This is a genomic window from Mesorhizobium sp. M0598, from assembly GCF_040320865.1.
Taxonomy (GTDB): domain Bacteria; phylum Pseudomonadota; class Alphaproteobacteria; order Rhizobiales; family Rhizobiaceae; genus Mesorhizobium.
The window spans coordinates 54,088-69,071 of the sequence record NZ_JAMYQL010000026.1 but is presented as its reverse complement, the minus strand read 5'-3'; the positions used below and the strand labels follow the sequence as shown (position 1 = coordinate 69,071).

13 protein-coding genes and 1 pseudogene are annotated in these 14,984 nt (G+C 61.6%); 6 read left to right on the top strand and 8 right to left on the bottom strand.

Annotated features, from left to right (window positions below):
* Window positions 1-19 precede the first annotated feature (19 nt).
* A complete protein-coding gene (locus tag NKI59_RS25660; RefSeq protein WP_352594049.1) occupies window positions 20-1,312 on the bottom strand; it encodes an ABC transporter substrate-binding protein in 1,293 nt (430 codons plus the stop codon).
* A 446-nt stretch (window positions 1,313-1,758) separates the two neighbouring features.
* Here NKI59_RS25660 and NKI59_RS25655 point away from each other — a divergent pair, with 446 nt between their 5' ends.
* Genes NKI59_RS25655 through NKI59_RS25645 form a run of 3 tightly spaced genes read left to right on the top strand, consistent with a single transcriptional unit; the run spans window position 1,759 to window position 4,230 of the window.
* Window positions 1,759-2,634: an ROK family protein gene (locus NKI59_RS25655; RefSeq protein ID WP_352707742.1), complete on the top strand. Its 876-nt coding sequence runs from the start codon at window positions 1,759-1,761 to the stop codon at window positions 2,632-2,634.
* Window positions 2,631-3,401, top strand: a complete 771-nt coding sequence (locus tag NKI59_RS25650; RefSeq protein WP_352707740.1) for a GntR family transcriptional regulator — start codon at window positions 2,631-2,633, stop codon at window positions 3,399-3,401. The genes NKI59_RS25655 and NKI59_RS25650 overlap by 4 nt, the downstream gene beginning before the upstream one ends.
* 37 nt (window positions 3,402-3,438) lie before the next feature.
* Entirely contained in the window at window positions 3,439-4,230 is a 792-nt protein-coding gene (locus NKI59_RS25645; protein ID WP_352503533.1) for a sugar isomerase domain-containing protein, read from the top strand.
* 89 nt (window positions 4,231-4,319) lie between these two features.
* On the opposite strand, the gene NKI59_RS25640 is transcribed toward NKI59_RS25645, so the two are convergent.
* The 4 genes from NKI59_RS25640 to NKI59_RS25625 form a co-directional block, all read right to left on the bottom strand.
* Window positions 4,320-6,365 (bottom strand): CHASE2 domain-containing protein, encoded by a 2,046-nt coding sequence (locus NKI59_RS25640; RefSeq protein ID WP_352707737.1) that lies wholly within the window; start codon window positions 6,363-6,365, stop codon window positions 4,320-4,322.
* A gap of 15 nt (window positions 6,366-6,380) precedes the next feature.
* Window positions 6,381-7,205, bottom strand: a complete 825-nt coding sequence (locus NKI59_RS25635) for a FecR family protein (RefSeq protein WP_023678725.1) — start codon at window positions 7,203-7,205, stop codon at window positions 6,381-6,383.
* On the bottom strand, window positions 7,202-8,476 hold the full coding sequence (locus tag NKI59_RS25630) for a tetratricopeptide repeat protein (RefSeq protein ID WP_352707735.1): 1,275 nt from the start codon (window positions 8,474-8,476) through the stop codon (window positions 7,202-7,204). Before NKI59_RS25630 ends, NKI59_RS25635 begins: the two co-directional genes overlap by 4 nt.
* A gap of 471 nt (window positions 8,477-8,947) precedes the next feature.
* Entirely contained in the window at window positions 8,948-10,135 is a 1,188-nt protein-coding gene (locus NKI59_RS25625) for a magnesium transporter (protein WP_352707733.1), read from the bottom strand.
* Window positions 10,136-10,384: 249 nt separating this feature from the next.
* Between NKI59_RS25625 and NKI59_RS25620 the strand changes: the two are divergent.
* A pseudogene (locus tag NKI59_RS25620) lies at window positions 10,385-11,319 on the top strand (TIM barrel protein).
* Window positions 11,320-11,681: 362 nt separating this feature from the next.
* Here the strand turns inward: NKI59_RS25620 and NKI59_RS25615 are convergent.
* Window positions 11,682-11,897: a helix-turn-helix domain-containing protein gene (locus NKI59_RS25615; protein ID WP_502901103.1), complete on the bottom strand. Its 216-nt coding sequence runs from the start codon at window positions 11,895-11,897 to the stop codon at window positions 11,682-11,684.
* A 158-nt stretch (window positions 11,898-12,055) separates the two neighbouring features.
* On the opposite strand from NKI59_RS25615, the gene NKI59_RS25610 reads away from it, so the two are divergent.
* Both NKI59_RS25610 and NKI59_RS25605 read left to right on the top strand, forming a co-directional pair.
* Window positions 12,056-12,763 carry a hypothetical protein gene (locus NKI59_RS25610; protein ID WP_352707729.1) on the top strand — a complete coding sequence of 236 codons (708 nt, stop codon included), beginning with the start codon at window positions 12,056-12,058 and terminating at the stop codon, window positions 12,761-12,763.
* Window positions 12,696-12,908: a DUF2274 domain-containing protein gene (locus NKI59_RS25605; RefSeq protein ID WP_502897049.1), complete on the top strand. Its 213-nt coding sequence runs from the start codon at window positions 12,696-12,698 to the stop codon at window positions 12,906-12,908. Before NKI59_RS25610 ends, NKI59_RS25605 begins: the two co-directional genes overlap by 68 nt.
* 57 nt (window positions 12,909-12,965) lie before the next feature.
* On the opposite strand, the gene NKI59_RS25600 is transcribed toward NKI59_RS25605, so the two are convergent.
* Together NKI59_RS25600 and NKI59_RS25595 are read right to left on the bottom strand one after the other, a co-directional pair.
* Window positions 12,966-13,874, bottom strand: coding sequence for a LysR family transcriptional regulator (locus NKI59_RS25600; protein WP_352707727.1), 909 nt, complete (start codon window positions 13,872-13,874; stop codon window positions 12,966-12,968).
* A gap of 335 nt (window positions 13,875-14,209) precedes the next feature.
* Window positions 14,210-14,908, bottom strand: coding sequence for a TylF/MycF/NovP-related O-methyltransferase (locus tag NKI59_RS25595; protein WP_352707725.1), 699 nt, complete (start codon window positions 14,906-14,908; stop codon window positions 14,210-14,212).
* Window positions 14,909-14,984: the final 76 nt, after the last annotated feature.

Here is a 14,984-nt window from a genome sequence, read left to right as displayed (position 1 = left end):
TCTCGAAACAGCGCCTTCACTATTTGGCGGCACGCTCCAGGATCGAAACGGCATCGGCCTGCGCGTTCGCCTGCGCATCCTTCGCCGAGAGCTGCCCATACTGCAACGCTTCGAGCGTTTGCTGCAACGACTCGCTGAACTCCTGGCCACCCGGCACGACAGGGAAGGGCTTGGCGTCGGCAAGCACGCTGACATAGCCGGACAGGAACTCGGAGCCGAGCTTGTCCTTATGGGCTTCGATATCGGAGGCACGCGACGGCAGGATGCCCATCGACATCAGAATATCCGACATGGCCGAGGCGCCGTTCTTGCCGGACTTTGGATTGTTCAGCCATGCCAGGAAATCCCATGCCGCTTTTTGCTCGGCCTCACCGGCATTGGCGTTGACGACGGTCATCCACGAATAGGAGATCGAATGCGGCTTGTCGCCGCTCGGACCGACCGGGATCGGTGCGGTGGCGATGTTGGAGAACTTGTCGCCCATGCCGGTCTTCAACGCGCTTTCCCACCAGTTGGCCATGATGATCATGCCGGTCTTGCCGGAGACGAAATTGTCAAGGAAGGGACCGGTGGTGTTGGCGTCGGCGGTGGCCATCGCCGGATCGCTGGCGCCGGACTTGATCAGGTCCTCGTAGAGCTGGAAAGTCTCGCCGGCTTGAGCACTGTCGAGCACCGGCTTGCCGTCCTTGACCAAGTCGCCGCCATTGGAGACCAGCAGCGAGGCGAAGGGATGGACGACGCCCGCCGCCCAGGAGTTGATCATGCCGAAACCTTGCTGGCCGGCGTCTTTCCTGGTCAGCTTCTGGGCCGCATCCTTCAATTCGGACCAGGTCTTCGGTGCCGCCGTAATGCCTGCCTGCTTGAACAGCTTCTTATTGTAGTTCAGCGCATAGACGTCGATCTCGTTTGGAATGCCGTAGAGCGTGCCACCAACGGAGGCTGCGCTGACGACACCGGCCGGCCACGCACTTTTGACCTCGCCGGCAACCGTGTCGGGGGCTGGCGCGACCAGCTTGTCTCGCGCCAGTTCGGGCAGCCACAAATCGTAGATGCCGCTGATCGTCGGCCCATCGGAACTGCCGCCTTGGGAACGCAGTGTCGTCAGGAGGTCGCCGAAGGGAACGGCGCGGACGGTGACGGTCACATCCGGATTGGTCTTGACGTAGTCCTTGGCCGCGGCGTCCAGCAACGCCACCGTCTCCGGCGACCAGTGGGTCAGATAGGAGATGTTGACCGACTGAGCCCAGCCGACGGTGGGCGATGTCAACAACCCTGCAGCCAGTGCCAGTTTCGAAATCCAAGCCAAAGACATCCGGATCCTCCGCGTAGCCGCACAGCGATATCAATGACGTTATGACAAGTTGAAGCAATGATGCAAGCGCTATCTTCCTGGAGAGTTCCTGCCGGCGCTGCGGCGATTTCTTACTTCGATCTATAAAGTGAGTGATCGCATTTTGAAAACAAACAATTACCTGAAATAGCTCAAGCTGTTTCTCCCTGCCGGCCAGGCCCAAACATGCCGCGAGGCTCTTGCGATCGAAGTCATGTCGTTATAATGACATTACACAGGGATGCGGATGTCGGTAAGAGCGGGAGACTGAGCATGTTTTCGATTCATCGACACGACGCGCTCAGTCTGCTCGGCGGCTTTGCCGCCGCGTGCACCGGGGTATGTACCGCACTGCCGACCAGAGTCGCCGACACCTTGGGGAGCTGGCGCACCGAGGAGCGGGCGGCCGCCAGTCGGGGCCGCTCTCGATGACACGCGTTCTCGCCATCGATCTCGGCGGCACCAATTTGCGCGCCGCTATCCATACCGGCGATGTTCGTTGGCTGGAGATGCTGGGCCGCGAGCCTGCGCCGGCACGCCTTGATGCCTTCGTCGCCCGCATCGACGTGTTGCGAGCCGAGGCCGGTCCGGTCGACGCCCTCGGGCTTGCGGTGCCCGGACTTGTCGAGGGCTCGGTTTGCCGCTGGATTCCGAACTTGCCCTATCTCGACGGCATCGATGTCGCGGCCTTGTTTCCTCGTCTGCCTGTTGCCATAGGCAATGACGCGCAGATCGCCATGCTGGCCGAGGTGGTCGAAGGTGCTGCAAAGGGCCTCTCCGATGCGATCCTGCTGGCGATCGGCACCGGCATCGGCTCCGCCGTTATGGCCAATGACCGCATCGTCGCCGGCGCACGTGGCGGCGCCTGCTCATTCGGCTGGGCCTGCGCCGACATCGAGGATGAAGGCGAGGACCGCAGCGGCTGGCTGGAGCGCTTCGCTTCGGGGCGGGCGTTCGACGCCGCGGCGCGTCAGATCGGGTTGGCCAATGGCGGCAGGTTGGTCGAGGCCGCCCGGGCTGGCAAGACGGCCGCACTTGACGCGTTGGAGCTGCCGGCGCGCCGGCTGGGCACTGCCCTTGCGGGTGCGGTCGCGCTGCTCGATCCCCAGGCAGTCCTGATTTCCGGCGGCCTTGCCGATGCACTGGACGTGATAGGGCCGCCGCTGCTTGCGGCATTGCGGCGTCAGCTGCCGCCGCATCTGCGGGATGTCGTTCTGCGGTCCGGCGAATTCGGCTCTCGCGCCGGTCTCGTCGGCGCCTCGCTGGCCGGTCTCGCCGGAGCACAGTGGAGGCAGATAAGGTGAGCGAGCCGAGCTTTCAGCAACCGGACCGCAGCAGGCCCGAGCCGCTCTGGTATCAGGTGGAGGAAGCGATCCGCACCATCGTCAAGAGCGGCGAGTGGGCGACCGGTGACCAGATTCCGGCCGAAGACAGATTGTGCGCCTTGTTCAGGGTGAGCCGTATCACGCTGCGCCACGCCTTGCGCAATCTTGAGGAGCACGGGCTGCTCAGGCGCGAACATGGCCGTGGCACCTTCGTGCGCTCCACGACCCTGGTCGCTGGCACCCGCGAACTGACCAGCTTCACCCAGGAAATGGGCAATATGGGCGTGGTCGCCGGCTCGCGCTTGCTCGACTGCAGCCTGACCACCGCCAATGCCGCCGCGGCCGGAGCGCTTGAGATCGAGGAGGGTGATCCGGTGGTGCGCATCCGGCGGCTCAGGCTCGGCAACAACGAGCCGATCGGCATCCAGACGGCACAGCTCTCGTCCGCGCGCGTGCCCGGCTTCCTCGATGCGGGCCTGCTGCAGGGCTCGCTCTACGAAGCGCTGGAACGCCATTACGGCATCGTGCCGGTCGCAGCACGCGAAAACTACCGTGTTGGCGCGGTCGGGGCGGCGGATGCCGAGTTGCTCGATCTGCCCACGGGGAGTCCCGCCTTCGTGGTCGAGCGCATCACCACCGACGAGCGTGGCCCGTTCGAATTCACCGTCTCGATCATGCGTGGCGACCGCTATGAAATCCGCTCGACGCTGCGCGCCGGCCGCGCCGCGCCAAACGCAAGAAGCTGAACCATTGCCGAAGCCGACACATAACAGGAGTACCGACGTGTCCGATCTCTACATACCTCGCCTTGCCGCCCTCATCGAACAGGCGTCGAAAGCCAATGCCGAAGCCTTTGGCGAGGCGGCCAGCCGCTTTGCCGACACGCTCGAGAGCGGTGGGCTGGTTCATCTCTACGGTTCGGGCCATTCGGTGTTGCCGGTCCAGGAAGTGTTTCCGCGCTACGGCAGCTATGTCGGCTTCAATCCGCTGACCGACCCGCGCGTCATGTGGCACAACGTGCTCGGCGCCGGTGGCGTGCGCGAACTTCTGTGGCTGGAACGGACCGAGAAATACGCCGAGAAATTCCTCGACCACCAGCCGCTGAACAAAGGCGATTCGATTATCATCTTCGGCCACAGCGGCCGCAATTCGTCGGGCATCGATACGGCACTCTACGCGAAAAAACGCGGCATCTTCGTCGTTGCGATAACTAGTAAGAACAATCTCGACAAGCCGGCGACGCACTCTTCCGGCAAACGGCTTGCCGATGCCGCCGACCTTGTCATCGACACCTGCTCGCCGATCGAGGACGCCATCGTGCCGGTCGAGGGCTGGAGCCGGCCGGTCTCCGGTTCGTCGACCGTGCTTGCCATGATCCTGGCGCATGAGCTGATCGCCCGCACCGCCGACGCGCTTTCGAAACGCGGTATCGAGCTGCCGGTTTTCGCCTCGCCGACAATTGCCGGCGTCACACTGCACGACACCGACGTCATCTATGGGGTCTATCGCGAGAAAATGCTCGAGGCTCAGAAGAAGCATCTGCCAACCTTCCAGGCGACCATGCGCGGCGAATGACAACCGGGGAGGGCACGCAAACCCCTGGGCCCCCCAAGCGGTCATCAGTTCACAATGCAGGTCGGCACCCCGCGATCCGCTTGATCCGGTCAGCGTGTGCTTCGGGTTCGGGGTGCAACATTAGGGGGAGCCATTTGCACGGACAGCGGCGAACGAACCACCATGGCAGGGGCGCCAGATTGCTCACCACGTTGGCTCCCTGCTTCGCGGCTCATCCGTTGATGAGTGGCTTGCATCTCCGGAACGGTGAAAACCGGCACCTCGCCCTTGAAACCCTGGAGCTCAAAGGCGCCCGCCTGGACGACCGGCATCGATGCTCCTGCCGCAAAGCCGGGACCAAGCACCAGGGGAATACCCAGCTTCTTGGTCGTCGACTCGAGCCGTGCCGTGCGGTTCACCGGCGAGCCGATCGCGGTGTAATCGAAGCGCCGTTCGGAGCCGAAATTGCCTACCGAGCAGATGCCCGTCTCGATGGCGACGCCGATTGCGATGGAGGGGTGGCCGTCCGCGCTGAAGGCGGCGTCTTCACGCTTCACCCGTTCGATCAGGGCAAGCCCCGCGTCGAGCGCGCGCTCGCGATGGTCCGGCTGATCAAGCGGCGCGTTCCAGAAGGCGAGCACCGCATCGCCCATGAACTTGTCGATGGTGCCGTCGCGCTTGAGGATCTCATCGGTCGCAATGCCGAGGAAGTGGTTGACCACCTTGGCGATTTCCTGGGTATCGAGTTGTTCGCTCATCGTCGTGAAGCCGCGTATGTCGCTGAGCAGAATTGTGATCTCGCGCTTCTCGCCGGACAGGATCGCTTCGGTGTCCGAGCTTGCGAGGCGCTGCACCACGGAAGGCGACAGATATTGGGAGAATTGCCGTGCCAGGGTGGACCGGCGCTGCTCGCTGCGCCTGTAGAGGACATAGCCTTCGAAGCCGGCTACCAGGATCGTCGCGAGCGCCGGCTGCAGCGGGTCATAGAGTGCACCCTGCAGGCTGTATTCGAGAGCGCCGAACACGAACGGCGTGACGGCCAGCAGCGCCAGGGCGAGGGCGCCAAGCACGACACGCCCGGCGAGCACTCCGGAAAGCCCGATGAAAACGACGGCACTGAGGAGAAACCAGAGCCGCTCGAGCCTACGCGCGTGCGTTGGCTCTGCCAGGTAGCGCCCGGCAAGCAACTGGGCGATTGCATCGGCGTGGATGTCCGCGCCTGGTCGCGCTGGACGCGTCGGCGTAGGCAGGTACTGCGTCAGTCCCACAGCCGACAGGTCGACAATGGCGATGGCGTCCCGCAGCCGCGGATCGCCATGGCCCGAAAGGATAGTGCTGGCAGACAGGCGGGGCGTATCGGTGTTGGTTTCCCAGAGGCGGATGCTCCCCTCCGGCTCGAGCGGCACGATGGCGCCGGCCATCCTGAGTGCGTCGAACCCGGCGGCATTCATCCGGGCTATGTAACCGTCCTGTCCGGCGTAAAGGCGCAGGAGCTCGAGTGCGAAGGACGGCCACAGCTGCACGCCTTGAGCGGTGTTGCGAAGCCACAGCAGCGGCACATGGCGCAGTACGCCGTCGGGATCGGGCAAGGTGCGAATTACGCCGAGGCCTGCGGCAGCGTTCGAGAATTCCGCAAGTGAGCCGGTCAGGCCGGTGAAGCCGGGAAGTGTGTCGGGTACCTGCCCGACGATCGACCAGCCGGCTTTGGGTTCTGCTTCTGAAACCGTCGCCTCATTGCCCAGGCTGACGGCAAGCGCCGTTCGATTTTTGGCCAGCGCCGCTGCCAGGCGCTTGTCTCCGGCGATGCCCTCAGGCGAGGTGTCGGCCTCGGGGAGTACCAGCGCAAGTCCGACCACCGCCGCGCCGGATTCGGTGATGCGATCGACCAGGTCGGCCAAGAGGCCACGGTTCCAGGGCCATCGCCCATGTACCTTGAGGCTGGCGTCGTCTATCGAGACGATCACGACAGGATTGCTCGTCGCCTGGCGTGGGGCGAGAAACTGGTAGAAGTCGTACGTCCGCTCACGCAGGCGCGACAACGGCCCGTCAAAAGCCAAATGGCAAGCGAGCAGCAGGAGCACGACCGCAAGACCGGATATTTTGCGCCTGCCAGCTTGCCGCCAATCAGCCCAGCGCCAACCGACCAAGAGGCTCATGTCGTGCGGCCAGGCCTAATTGCAGTAGTAGCAGCAACCCTCACCCTCACACTCGCCCTTATCCACGCCCCCGCCCACAGGTGGTGTTAGGCTGTCGGGGAACTCCATGACCACTCCTGGCAATGCGCCGTCCGTGGACTCGCAGACTTTGAGCGAGCCGCCGAGTGCCGACGCACAAATCGCGCTTACGTCCAATCCAGGACCCGGTGCGCCTGGCAGGCCGGTGCCGGCTATCCGGTCGATGCTGTCCAATATCGGGAAGGTGTCGATTCCGCCGTAGCCGGTCAGCAGCTTGCCATCTTCCGATGTGCAGGCGTAGCCCGGGTTTGTGATGACCAGCCGTTTGCCATTGATCGTACAGGTCATGCGGCCGGCGCGCAGTATGCCGACGGTCTGGCCGGCTGCCACCAGCACTTCGATGATGCCGCCTCTCGCCCCGAGCACCATGTGCGGCGTCGCAACCTGCATGACGCCCCCTTTCGAAACCTGGCCGCCATAAAAACGGGCCAGGCCGCTGTTCATCCCGATGTCGATCTTTCCCGATCCGGAGCCCGGATTGTAGACGAATTCATCGATCGTCAGGCTGGTGTTCGGACCAATCTTGGCGCTCGATTCATCCCGGAACACCAGCATTCCAAGACCGGTGGGATTGCTGCGCAGCTGGTCGCCGAGTTCGACGCCGGCACCAACGTTCATTGTCCCGCCGTTGTTGCGGACGATGTTGGTCTGATAGGCCGTCATCGACCCGACCGTCTCAGCGGCGGATGGTGCCGCGAAGGCAAGGCAGGCGATAAAAATGGCGATCTGACGGTACGGGGTCCTCATCGCGGCCTCTTTCAATTGAGCGTCAACGTATAGCTCATGAGCATTTCGAACGATTTTCGGTCGCCGTTGGCGATGTCGAAGTTGGTTTCGCGATAGGCGAGATCGACGCTGATCTTCTGCGCCTCCGTCAGCTGAAAATCGCTTTCGGAGGCAATGCGCCAGAAGTCGCTCTTGATATTTGTGCCGATGCCGACAGACAGATCGGGAGTGTCGCTGTGGCCGGCCGAGAAGGCGATCTGGTGCGACCATGCGAAAAGATCCGGTACGTTCATCAATAGGCCGCCATAGCGGACCTCGCCCGTGTAGCTGCGGCCGATTTCGCCAGATCCGGAAGCGAAGTCATTCGAGCCGACAAAGCGCAGTCCGAGCGCCTGGCCATTGCGGAAGCGGTAGCTGCCGCCTGCCTCATAGAAAACCCTGCTATCGGCGAAAATGCCTTGCGAGGCGCTTAGATCGATGTAGCCGCCACCGGCGAAAAGCGTCGTCTCGACCGTCGGGCGCACGACGAAGCGTCCACTGACGCCGATGCCGGTTTCGTGGATATCGCTGTCGAAACGATCTGTAACGGTAAACGCCGAAAGCAGCAGGCGCAGCGAATCGATCCCACTGTTGGGTAGCCCCTTGTCCCAGGTAATCGCTGCGTTGCCGTGGATAAAAGTCTTCTCGCTGCCCGGAACCGACAGGTCTTCCGTGAAAAAACGCTCTGTCGCGGTCAACGACCCTGAAAGGACGAGAGCGTCGGCACTTGGCGTGCCGAGGTCCCACCGGACAAAGCCTTCCGCCCGCCCATAGGGCGAGACGAAGCTGTCGTCGTCCTGCGCCCCGCCTGGCTCAAAATCGGTGAATGCGCTGAATACGCCGCCGGTCAGGGCGAGTTCCCAGGTGACGCCACGCAACGCGCGCTCGATGCGGGCGAGCAGGCGAACGGCTTCCTGCTGCTCGCTTGCGGTCAGGCCGCCGACTTCGATGCCGTACTGCACCTGCCGCCGGGCCAATTCATAGGAGCCGACATGATAGTACAATCGGCTGGCCGCCAGTCGGGCGCGCGCATCGCGGGGATATTTGATCAGATACTGCTCGATTGAGGAGATCGCCTGATCGTATTGTCCCGCGTTGACGGCAACTGTGACGAACTGGGCGAGCGTTCCGTTGTCGGCCGGACTGGCGATGCGGGCCGAAAACGCATCGTCATATGCCGTAAAAAGACCTTGTGCGCCGGCCGGCAATACGCCGGTACAAAGCAGCGCCGCGGCGCAGCCGAAGATCGTTCGAAACGAAGATTGCATGCCGAGAACCCACCCCAAACCCGACTAGTGCGAAGGACTTAGCACGACCACAAGAAAAAGGCGACTGAACGGTCGCCAGACCATGCGAGTCTCAGCAGCTGTTGCAGCTGCGCAACAAACCATCGGGGTTATTCGTATTTCGGCTGCGCCGGTTGTCAAAACATCTTCTCAGCGTTGCTGTAACAATTGGAGTATTCGGCACCAGCGGCAACTAACTCAATCATCACCGGTCGTGGATCGCACAGCCGACAAGATTAATATTCTCTGCGCGTATCTGGTCACCGCCTGACACATATAGCTCATCCAAAGGTCTTCCGTGGGCGTTACGCAAGCGGTCGGAAAGCTGCAGGGCGATGCTTCTCGCAACGGCCTGCGCGATTGCGGCCTGGCCTTCGCAATTTCGTTGACCGCCGACGAGGTCAGCTTTTAGGAACCCCATCTCCCCAGGGACGCGTCACCGGACGCGCCTTGCTATAGCACGAGCATGGTGGCCAGCCCCAGCATCAGGCCCATGCCTACGATGTCGGTCACGGTGGTGAGGAAGATCGCCGAAGCTACGGCCGGATCGGCGCCGACCCGGCGCAGGCCCAACGGGATCAGCACGCCGGAGATTCCGGACATGAGGCACGATCCGGACATGGCAAGCAGGATCACAAGTGCCAGCATGGGCGCCTGGGCCGCCGACTCCGGTTGCCGCGAGGCGTAGAACCACATCGCCGCAGCCGCCACAAGGCCGACGAGCACGCCGTTGGCGATCCCGAGCGCGCCCTCCCTCATCACCAGGTGCAGCTTCGGTCGTTTGTCCACATCCCCCAGGGCAAGGCCACGCAGCGTCATAGCCAGTGCCTGGCAGCCGGTGTTTCCGCTCTGCCCGGCCAAGACCGGGAGGAACGCCGCCAGGGCGACGATCTTCTCGATCGTGCCTGTGAACGAACTGACCACGAAAGCGGCCATGAAGGCCGTCAGCAGGTTCAGCTGCAGCCACGGATGACGCTTCAAGAAGGCTGAAAACAGCGGCGTAAAAGAACGCTCCTCCTTTTGGACGCCCACCATCTGGCCAGACTGGGCGGAAATCTCAATGATTTGCTGCTCGAACAGCCGCCAGCCGCGGACCTGCCCGAGCAGCCGGTTCTCCGCGTCCACCACGGGATAGACAGGGTAGTGACGGCGTACCGCCGCCTTGCATGCGTCGCTCAAAGAGAGATCGACGTTAACGGCGAACGGCCTGGGCAGCATGATCTGATCGACCATCGCGTCCGGTTCGCTCAGCATCAGATCGCGCAGGACCACCAGGCCAACCAATTTATCGCCCCCCTCCGTGACGTAGAGATAGGTGAGCTCGGTCGGCACCTGGGCGCGTCTGACTGCCTCCACTGCGGCGGCAACCGTCGTCCCGACAGGAACGCTGGCGGGAATCGGGTCCATCAGTTCGACGAGCGAATCGGGGATCACGAAATCCTTGCCATCGGTATCAGACTTGATAGGCCTCATATGCGGTGGCAAATGCTCCGCCACCTTCCGTGCGTGCCCATGCGGCAACAATTTTAGTGTGTCCCGGATGAACTCGGGAGACTCTCGGGCAAGCAATTCAGCCGCGTCATCAGGTGCTCGAGCACGCAATGTGCGCACCAGCTTCTGAATGTCGTTCTCTTCCTTCATCTGCTACCCGCCCCCAATTGAAAGTCACATAATATGTAAACTATCGGATCGCACCAGTGCGGAAATACAACAGCTTCTTCCGGCCCCAGCAGTCCGCCTTATAGTTCTCGAAGTTATTGCGGCCTACTATGAGTTGATGTACGCCGACTGACGCCAGCGGTGACCCCCAGACGCCATCTCACCCTGGGGTGATCCGGACCGGCCCGGAATTCCCGCCTGAACTCTTATGAGCGGTCCTGGGAAATGCGTATGGGCAACATCATTGCAGCCGGCTTCAATTCAATCTCTGCCAATGGCGGATTGGAGAGCCTTGCAGGGACCTTCGCAGCTTTGCCGATATGGGCAACGAAGCCGTCGAACTGGAACTGACGACCCTCGACCTCATAGCGGGTGGCCGTATTATCCCTGAGAGGGGTTGTCGCACTGACCAGCCAATTCGATTTCCGTTATACGGTTCACGGCGTCGTCTCATCGAACCTCATGAACCGGCCGTCTGCCGCTACCAGATTGATATCGCCAAGGCCTTGGTCGAACTCTGCGATCGGATCGATGCGCGCGTCCTTGTCCAGCATAGTGGGCATTTTCGCGCCAACCAGGTTCTCGAACGAGCCGGTGCCGAGCAGCGCGAACGCGAAGCGTTGTTCGAGCTTGCCGAGTTCAGCAAGCGCTATCGTGTGCGCATCGCCTTCGAGAACCTCTTCGCCATGGGAACCGGGTCAGTGCCGGCAGACCCCGGCCGAGGTGGCGCAGACGGTGAGGGCGGTCGGCCATCCCCACCTGATGGCGCTCATCGATTTCAGCCACGCCTATATTGAATCCACCCATCGTGGCTGGACTTCCGCGAGCAACTGCGGGCCATGGCGCCCGTGGCAGGGCACCTGCATGTCCATGATTCCTTCGGGCGCCCGCAGGGCTTCCACAGAACCTACCTCCCGCAGGAGGATGCAGCGCTGGGGATAGGCGACCTGCACATGTCCCTCGGCTGGGGCGATATCGAATGGGATGACATCTTCGGCGAGCTGGTCTTCTTGCCAGGGACCGTCCTCATCATGGAAATCGGACCCCGCTATCGCAACGAGCAGCCCGATTGCCTGGCCCGGGCAAAAAAATCTCATCACCTTGAACGATCGCGCCGAGCGCGGAGCGGCGGAGTAAAGGTCGAGAATCCGCGGCAGTGGCTGTGACGCGACTTGCCCATCCTGTTTTCGATGAGATTGTGACAGGATGCAATCAGGCCTGCCGGTCTGCCATACGCTGACGAGCATGTGGCATGCCGGCCCTTGGTGGTCGAGGGCGGGCAGGGCCGGAAACGTGCCAATCCCTACCCGTTGGCCAGCCGGCCTTTGGGTATTCTGCATGGTGCAGCCGCATGCCTGCCCACGAACCCGGTTTTCAGGTTCGCATGGGATGCGTCCGCGTTTCGGTGGAGCTGACAGTGAGGCATTTCTGTCGCAAAATGTTCGCGAAAAATCGGGTCCTTACGCGGCAGTCGTTCGCGAGAGATTCGCCGCCGTTTGATTGCAATGGGATGTTTGGCCGTAATGGTTCATCTGTTGTTAGGTCGGCGTGCCAGCCTAATGCCAGGACCTCCACCGTTGTCCGGAATAAACTCAATGCCGGCCGATTTGAGCGCGTGACAAATACGATCGACGGTTGCTTGCTTAAGCGCCTCGCCGCGTTCGAAGCGGACTATAGTTTGGGTTGAGACTCCCGCTTCCCGAGCTAGATCCAATACTCCCCAGTCCAGCGCCGCCCGAGCCATTCGACACTGTATCGGCGTCATGCAATCACTATATTATGATGATTTCTGTTGCGCATTTGCTGCTCAAGCGGTACCTTTATCTACATTAAGCGGCTAGGCGCGGTGTTGACGCACCGTGCCCAGCCTGACCACATCCCAAGCTGCTTGGAGCTCGGATCATGGCTGATTCCGACAATACCACGACTTTATCTTTCGTCACCCGCAGGCGAGTGCTTGCGGCTGGGATGATCACGTCCACCGCATTTGTAGTTGAGAAAAATGCGTTTGCCGGAAGTCCAACTGCACCGAGTATGCCTCCAGACCCAGCGCTAGCGCTTCGGCGGGAATGGCAGAAAGCCCACAAGCTGACCAATCGGCTTTGCCGCAGACAGCAGCGCCTGGAGACAAGGCTGGTCGAGAGCATCGGCTTTCCTTGTGTGACCGTCCGCCTGGCCGAGGGTAAGCAGGTGACGGTCCATTCGATCGAGGGGCTCAATGAAGTGCTCGGCAACGGGCCGGATACCGCCGCTCTCCGAGAGAAGGCCGAAACTGAGTTTGCTGCGCATCAGGCACGCTGGGATGCGGCTGCCGAGAAGACCGGTTACATTGCTGCTCTCAGAGCCGAACGCGAGGCTGGCGAGCGGACGACGGATCTTCTGGAAGCTTTCTCAACCACCCCCGCTACGACTCTCGCCGGTGTGGCGGGCAAGCTCGATGCCGTGTTGCGCGAGGGCGAAGCCGGGGAGGAATGCTCCGAGTTTCCTTGGCCGCAAATCCGCTCAGCGCTCAGCGACCTGGTGCGCATCACCGAAGGCTTTGGTGCTGACCGGGTGCGGCGCCGCAGAATCTGTCACGACCAAGCTGAAACTCTCCGCCATTCCCGATGACGGTCCCGTCAAGATCACGGTCGAACTGCCCGGCGCCATTCATCGCGATCTTCTCGCCTATGCTGAATTGCTCGGCCGCGAGACCGGACGGATAGTCGCCGATCCGGCAAAGCTGATATCGCCGATGTTGAGACCCGGTTCATGACAACGGACAGAGCCTTGCCAGAGCCCGACGGACCCTGAAGCGGGATGACTTTTCGGGTCATTGTGGTCGGACGGCAGTCAGTCGGAAATACCTGTCGCGCAGGAATGCGATGAAGACCGTCAGGGCAGGATTGGCATTGTCCGGGCGCCAGCGGGCAAAGCTGGAGATCTGGATCGGCTTGCCTCCGATCCGCAGCTTACGGCAGACGGCGCCATCAGGAACGCTGCCGGCGTCTCCCTCGTGAATCAGAGCGACACCGAGCCCATTTCCGACAAGGCGCAGAAGGATGCCCGCACTGACGTGATGTTCGACTATTGCGGGAAGCTGCACGCCATTTCCAACAGCGTCGGCGAGCAGAAATGCTTCGCCCCTACGGACGAGCAGCGTCTCTTGGCCCAGCTCCGACCACTCGATTACGGGACGGCTTACGAGAGGATGATTCGGAGCGAGAACAACGGCTAGGGTATCCTTCCACAATTTCAATTCGAATGCGCCGCCAGTGCATCGGGAGGAGGAAGTGACGGTAACGTCGACCTCCGCCCCGCCCAACATAGCCCCTGGTTCAGGGTGAGACCCTTCGATCAAGCTGATGGTCACATTTGGATGACATTGCCCGAACTCGATGACCGCATCCAGCGCTCGCCCGGCGAGGATGAGTCCGTTGGAGCCGATGGAAAGCCTTTGTTGTTCATCCTTGATCCCCGTCCTGGCCAGCGTCAGAGTATTGTCCAGTTCGAGCAGCACGGAGCGCAGACGACCCAGGAAACGCTCGCCGGCCGGGGTTGGGCCCACGCCGCGGGCATGGCGATGAAATATCCTCGTTCCCATCGCGTATTCGAGATCGCGTATGCGCCGGCTGAGCGCGGAGTGATCGATACCGGCGCGCCGCGCCGCGCGCAGGAAGCTGCCCTCCTCGGCGACCACAAGCGCATAATTAAGTGTCGAGAGTTGAATGGAGCTCCGCATCTCTGCTCAGGTAAGTAGCGACGTTCGCAAGACGTTTGAGCGTTTTTGACGACTGCGGCTATACCCAAATCTCAGTATTGACACCAGATGAGCTGTCCAACCCTTTCCTTTTGGATCACAGTCACAAACGGCATGTGCTTGATCCGCTTCCACTGCTCCTTGGCCGGGCTTCCTGAGCAGCCATGGCGAAGTGCACTCTCGGTACGCTTCCGCAGGCTCTTAGTCCGGGCAAGGGCGAGTCTGCGGCACCCGTCGGGTTCGCCAGGCGTCTGACATGCCTAGACTCGGCGCGGATCGACTTCTGCTTGGTGAACTGCGCAAAACCAGGATGCGACCTATAATCGCCGGATCACGGCATGAGGGAGGATTCGTGTCAGACGGCAGTCAGCGCGGCCGGCAAGGAATTCATCGGTTGCCGTCCGGCATCCCCCGTAGTCATTGTAATCGTCCAGGATCATGACACCTCCTGGGCTCAACACCTCGAAGGTTCGCTCAAGACAGAACTTGACCGGATCGTGCCAATCGCAATCGACATGCGCCAACGCTATTCTGGTTTTCGGATCAAAATCTACCGTGTCTTCGAACAGGCCCTTGTGAAGGACGATCCTTTCGCCATCGACCGGGACGCCAAAACCCGTGAAGCTGGCACTCACCTTATCGAATAGGTCGCCTTGATACCCGTAATAGGTGTCACCGCCAATGCCAATGGATCGTCCCGACCGGATGGTCTCGTAACGGGCCTTGGATTTTTCGTCGTCCTGTTCGGTCGGGCTCGGGATCATGCCAAACACATCGTAGCCGTGGAAATGACGGTCTCCGTCGAGTTCGGACGCAATGTAGATTGCCGAACCACCGAGTGCGATCCCGTATTCTATGAAATCGCCGGGTACCTTTTCACGCCCCAGCTGCCTGATCGCATCGCGAAGGCTGATAAATTTTGCGTCCGAAAGATACGTCAGCCGCGCGCGTTGCACCGAGCGGGCGACGGCAGGTACTCTAAGCCTGTTTGCATTCTTCAGTACGCGTCGGGTCATTCTCGACAACATCTTATGGTCCCCTCGAAGCATCGCAAACGCCGTGCCGCTCCAAGTTGAGCGCGGCAAACACTTA